Raw genomic sequence first — 4,796 nt, 5'->3', positions numbered from 1 at the left:
GTAATAGGCAGCAAGGTTTTCCGCATCGCGCGCCTTCAACCCGACGCGTGAGACGCTGACCGGGGTGGTCGCGGCAAAGGGCAGTTCACTCATCAAACTCTCCGTTCGGGCGGCATCTGACGGGCTCCGATTGGAGGAGCCCCGTGCCACGATCATCTGTTCTTGTCTCCTGCATGAGATCGTCGATTGAGATCGTTCACACAAGATGGAAAGAATCGAACAGGTTGTTCACACTTGTGATCTACCGCGCCCCACAGGCATGGTTGCATGAGGCAAGGCCGCTCGCTACATCCGCGCCATGAAAGTCAGAGACGCAGATATTCTCATCGTGCCGGGCTACACCAATTCCGGCCCCGAGCACTGGCAGACCCGCTGGCAGTCGAAACTGTCGACGGCGCGCCGGGTCGAACAGGCCGAATGGTCGAAGCCGGTGCGCGAGGACTGGACGGCAAGCGTGGCCAGAGCTGTCAACGAGGCCGATCGGCCGGTGGTGATCGTCGCCCACTCGCTGGGCGTCGCGGCGGCGGTGCAGGCTATCCCGCAATTCCAGAAACCGGTCGCCGGCGCCTTCTTTGTGGCGCCGCCCGATGTCGCAAATCCTGAGATAAGGCCAAGGCACCTGATGACCTTCGGGCCCTATTCGCGCGAGGCGCTGCCCTTCCCGTCGATCGTAATCGCCAGCCGTAACGATCCGTTCTGCGCCTTCGACGTCGCCGAGGATATCGCCGCCGCCTGGGGGTCGCTGTTCATCGACGCCGGCGAGGCCGGCCATCTCAACGCGGACTCAGGCTTCGGGCCATGGCCCGAAGGCTCGATGACCTTTGCCAAGTTCCTGACCGAACTGAAGGAACCTTGAGTTTCTTTTGTTCGGCGGTTCAGGAGCCGATCGAATCCCGCATGCTCTTCAACAGAGTCTTCGCGCCCAGCGAAATCAGCGTGTGGTCCGAACCCATGGCGAGCAGCCGGTAGCCCATCGACACGACGCGGCCGGCAATGGCCGGCTCGATGACGTAGATCGCGGCATGCTTGCCGGCCTTGCGCGTCCGTTCGGCGATCGAGGCGACCGTCTCCATCATGCTTTCCAGCGTCGAATTGACAGTGGTGCCGTTCGACCAGGCGATCGAGAAATCCGACGGGCCGACAAAGATGCCGTCGATGCCGGGCGTGTCGAGGATGCCGTCGAGCGCCTCGAACGCGGCCCGCGTCTCGACCATGGCGAAGGCCATGGTGCGCTGGTTCGAGTCGCGCAGCCATTCCGCATGATCGCCCTTGCCGTGGCGCGGAAAGGCATAGGTCGGGCCCCAGGAGCGCTCGCCCATCGGCGGATATTTCATGGCGGCGGCGAACAGCCTGGCATCGGCCACCGAATTCACCATCGGTGCGATCACCGCCTCGGCGCCGAAATCGAGCGCGCGGCTGGCCATGTCGAAACGGCCGACCGGAATGCGCACCAGCGCCGGCTTGTTGGCGGCAAGCACCGGCACGAGGCCGCGCAGCACGCTGTCCTCGTGATGGCCGCCATGCTGCATGTCGAGCGTGACGGCATCAAAACCCTGCTTGGCGATGATTTCGACCGTCAGCGCGTCCGGTACTCCGGACCAGGCGGTGAACAGCGTTTCGTTGGCGGCCAGGCGGGATTTGAGCGACATCGGAACTTTCCTTGTTAACAATCCGCAGTTTTCAGCCGGAAACGGCGGCAAGGCAAAGAAAAACCGCCTGGCTGAGCCGGGCGGTCGATTGGTCCAGCTAGAGCATGATGCCGAAAAGTGTGAAGCAGTTTTCGGACGATACCATGCTCATGAAGGTTCAGGCGTTCTTGATCTGCTCGATCGCCTGCGCCATCAGCTCATCCATGGTGCGGCGGATCTGATGGTCCGACTGGTTGACGCCGGCCGCGTCGAAATCCTTGCGGATCTTGCGGAAGACGTCGTGGTCGCCGGCTTCCTCGATATCGGAGACGACCACCTCCTTGGCATAGGTTTCGGCATCGGCGCCGGTTTTGCCGAGCTTTTCGGCGGCCCACAGGCCGAGCGCCCTGTTGCGGCGCGCGGCGGCCTTGAAGCGGAGCTCCTCGTCGAAGACGAATTTGCGCTCGAAGCCCTCTTCGCGGTCTTTCATGCTGCTCATGACGTCCCTCCGGTCAAATCGATTCGCTTGGCGATGAATATGTGTGCTTACCCAGCACAAACCAAAAGGCTGCCGGCCGGTCAATACGCTACATCGCATGCTGCGCTGCGGCATTTCAGTCCTGAAACCGGTTGATCGGCTGGATTTGCCGATTGAGCAAACATTACGATTGCTATAGACACCGGCATTGAACGCCACCGTCGCCGCAACTAATTTAGGCAGACGGACAGGAACCGGTCGCTTGCCGCCTGCCCGCCAATCCAGAGAAAAAAATCAGATGAAAAATCGCCGCCGCATTTACGAAGGCAAGGCCAAGATCCTCTATGAGGGACCTGAGCCCGGGACGCTGATCCAGTTCTTCAAGGACGACGCCACCGCCTTCAACAAGAAGAAGCACGAAGTGGTCGATGGCAAGGGCGTGCTCAACAACCGCATTTCCGAGCACATTTTCAACCATCTGAATCGCATGGGCATCCCGACCCACTTCATCCGCCGGCTCAACATGCGCGAGCAATTGATCAAGGAAGTCGAGATCATCCCGCTCGAAGTGGTCGTGCGCAACGTCGCCGCCGGTTCGCTGGCAAAGCGCCTGGGTATCGAGGAAGGCACGGTGCTGCCGCGCTCGATCATCGAGTTCTACTACAAGGCCGATGCGCTCGACGATCCGATGGTGTCGGAAGAGCACATCACCGCCTTCGGCTGGGCAAGCCCGCAGGAGATCGACGACATCATGGCTTTAGCCATCCGCGTCAACGACTTCCTCTCCGGCCTGTTCCTGGGCGTCGGCATCCAGCTCGTCGACTTCAAGATCGAATGCGGCCGGCTGTTCGAGGGCGATATGATGCGCATCGTCGTCGCCGACGAGATCTCGCCCGATTCCTGCCGGCTGTGGGACGTCGCGACCCAGGACAAGCTCGACAAGGACCGCTTCCGCCGCGATATGGGCGGGTTGGTCGAGGCGTACCAGGAAGTCGCCCGCCGTCTCGGCATCATGAACGAGAACGAGCCGCCGCGCCCCACGGGGCCCGTGCTTGTCGCCTCTTCCGAGTCGCCGAAAGGCCTGAAGCACTGATTAAGCGGCCTGCCGGCAACGGCAGGTCCGCCGCCCCGCACCAGGATCATCCAGGAGTATTGATGAAAGCCCGCATTACCGTGACCCTCAAGAACGGCGTCCTCGACCCGCAGGGCAAGGCGATCGAGCACGCGCTGTCAGGTCTGGGCTTCGACGGTGTCGGGCAGGTGCGGCAGGGCAAGGTGTTCGACATCGAGCTCACCGGCACCGACAAGGCCAAGGCCGAAGCCGATCTCAAGGCCATGTGCGACAAGCTTCTGGCGAACACGGTGATTGAGAACTATAGTGTGGCCATAACCTGAGGTTGTGCTAGAGAGGCCGATGGCGGAAGTCACAAACGAGTTGATTTACGCGCTTTTGAAGCGTGTGGATCAGCAACGCGGTGAGCTTTCCCAGGACTTCTCGGAGGTCAAATCTGAGCTTGGGTTCTATCCACGGGCACATCATTGCCACTGCGGGTGATGTGAAGAATATCCATGGCATGCTCGCCCGTTGCGACGATCGGCTCGACCGTATCGAACATTTCCTAGATGGCGCTTAAGACAACCGCCACATTGTAGAGCCCATGAACTACGAAGGTAAGCAGAAGGCCTACGAACACCAGCATCGAGAATGTCCATGGCGGCTTCTTCAGCCTCTGATTCACTGCGCCGTACTTTGAGCGAATTGCTAGTATTTCAGCGCGAAGCTGTGGATTTTCTGGCAACTCATCGTAATTTCGACGGAATAGTATCGCCCGAAAATATAGAAGCTCCATAAGAATGAGCATCCAGGAGCCGAAAGCAAGCCAGACACTCATCACGTAGAGACGAATGAAATTGGTGTTGTGGCTTTGCACACAAGCATCGACAAAACTCAAACGTCGCCCGAAAGATCTGCGACTTGTGGAGCTAAGCCAAAATCCATCGTCATTCATCGCAAACGCGAGCAACAAGAGCAGGAACGCCAATGTTGCCAGGAGAAGCTTGAGGTACCTCGACCTGTTGGGGGTGTCGGTGATGGCGGCGACACCCATCGCAATCGCAAGCCCCGAAAGCACGAGACAGGTCGCCAGTGCATACACGATCTGTGCCATAATTAGATCTGCAAAGGACGAAGAGCATCGGCCGAGATCGGCTTTCAAAGAAAATGTCTTTGAGAATGCCGTCGCAAAAGTGGCGTCCGCCTGGGAGAAGAACGCATATACAAATGCGGAAATAAGCAGAACAATTGCCCCGGCGATCCCAGAGGCCCAGCGTCGATCGTCGAACTTCAGTTCCCAGCCGCTTTTCAAGTGCGTCGCCCAATTCAACGCGCCAAATAGCTTAAAAGCCTTAACCTTCGCTTGACCCGCAATTGCGCTGCCGGTACGCCAAAGTTGGATACGCCTCTTGAGTCAATTGGACATCCCATGAAATCAGCCGTCGTCCTCCTGCCTGGCCTCAACCGCGACCGCGACATGATCGCGGCGCTGACCAAGATTTCCGGGCAGGCGCCGGCGACCGTCTGGCAGACCGACACCGAAATCCCCGACGTCGACCTGATCGCCATCCCGGGCGGCTTCTCCTTCGGCGACTATCTGCGCTGCGGGGCGATCGCCGCGCGCATGCCGGTGATG

General features: G+C 59.7%; 7 protein-coding genes and 1 pseudogene. 4 read left to right on the top strand and 4 right to left on the bottom strand.

Annotation, left to right across the window (positions count from 1 at the left end):
* A pseudogene (locus tag EOA29_RS43235) lies at window positions 1–93 on the bottom strand (VOC family protein); the annotation flags it as partial.
* A 205-nt stretch (window positions 94–298) separates the two neighbouring features.
* On the opposite strand from EOA29_RS43235, the gene EOA29_RS25300 reads away from it, so the two are divergent.
* Window positions 299–856, top strand: a complete 558-nt coding sequence (locus tag EOA29_RS25300; protein WP_126093624.1) for an alpha/beta hydrolase — start codon at window positions 299–301, stop codon at window positions 854–856.
* A gap of 19 nt (window positions 857–875) precedes the next feature.
* On the opposite strand, the gene EOA29_RS25295 is transcribed toward EOA29_RS25300, so the two are convergent.
* Together EOA29_RS25295 and EOA29_RS25290 are read right to left on the bottom strand one after the other, a co-directional pair.
* Window positions 876–1,649, bottom strand: a complete 774-nt coding sequence (locus tag EOA29_RS25295; RefSeq protein WP_126093623.1) for an HpcH/HpaI aldolase/citrate lyase family protein — start codon at window positions 1,647–1,649, stop codon at window positions 876–878.
* A 157-nt stretch (window positions 1,650–1,806) separates the two neighbouring features.
* Window positions 1,807–2,127 carry a DUF1476 domain-containing protein gene (locus EOA29_RS25290; protein ID WP_126093622.1) on the bottom strand — a complete coding sequence of 107 codons (321 nt, stop codon included), beginning with the start codon at window positions 2,125–2,127 and terminating at the stop codon, window positions 1,807–1,809.
* Window positions 2,128–2,404: 277 nt separating this feature from the next.
* Here EOA29_RS25290 and purC point away from each other — a divergent pair, with 277 nt between their 5' ends.
* Together purC and purS are read left to right on the top strand one after the other, a co-directional pair.
* Complete coding sequence (purC, locus tag EOA29_RS25285; RefSeq protein ID WP_126093621.1) at window positions 2,405–3,199, top strand: phosphoribosylaminoimidazolesuccinocarboxamide synthase; 795 nt, start codon at window positions 2,405–2,407, stop codon at window positions 3,197–3,199.
* Window positions 3,200–3,258: 59 nt separating this feature from the next.
* Window positions 3,259–3,501 carry a phosphoribosylformylglycinamidine synthase subunit PurS gene (gene purS / locus EOA29_RS25280; protein ID WP_126093620.1) on the top strand — a complete coding sequence of 81 codons (243 nt, stop codon included), beginning with the start codon at window positions 3,259–3,261 and terminating at the stop codon, window positions 3,499–3,501.
* 224 nt (window positions 3,502–3,725) lie between these two features.
* Here the strand turns inward: purS and EOA29_RS25270 are convergent, their stop codons facing one another.
* Window positions 3,726–4,472 carry a hypothetical protein gene (locus EOA29_RS25270; protein ID WP_126093619.1) on the bottom strand — a complete coding sequence of 249 codons (747 nt, stop codon included), beginning with the start codon at window positions 4,470–4,472 and terminating at the stop codon, window positions 3,726–3,728.
* A gap of 117 nt (window positions 4,473–4,589) precedes the next feature.
* Here EOA29_RS25270 and EOA29_RS25265 point away from each other — a divergent pair.
* On the top strand, window positions 4,590–4,796 hold a 207-nt coding region (locus EOA29_RS25265; RefSeq protein WP_189478981.1), incomplete at its 3' end, for a phosphoribosylformylglycinamidine synthase subunit PurQ.

The organism is Mesorhizobium sp. M1E.F.Ca.ET.063.01.1.1, assembly GCF_003998155.1.
GTDB lineage: Bacteria > Pseudomonadota > Alphaproteobacteria > Rhizobiales > Rhizobiaceae > Mesorhizobium.
The sequence above is the reverse complement of the archived record's forward strand: the minus strand, read 5'-3'. Positions and strand labels throughout refer to the sequence as shown.

Bases quoted from the DNA above. Each gene is read 5' to 3' on its own strand.
- EOA29_RS25290 (WP_126093622.1), bottom strand. From the start codon at position 2,127: ATGAGCAGCATGAAAGACCGCGAAGAGGGCTTCGAGCGCAAATTCGTC.
- EOA29_RS25300 (WP_126093624.1), top strand. From the start codon at position 299: ATGAAAGTCAGAGACGCAGATATTCTCATCGTGCCGGGCTACACCAAT.
- EOA29_RS25295 (WP_126093623.1), bottom strand. From the start codon at position 1,649: ATGTCGCTCAAATCCCGCCTGGCCGCCAACGAAACGCTGTTCACCGCC.
- purC (WP_126093621.1), top strand. From the start codon at position 2,405: ATGAAAAATCGCCGCCGCATTTACGAAGGCAAGGCCAAGATCCTCTAT.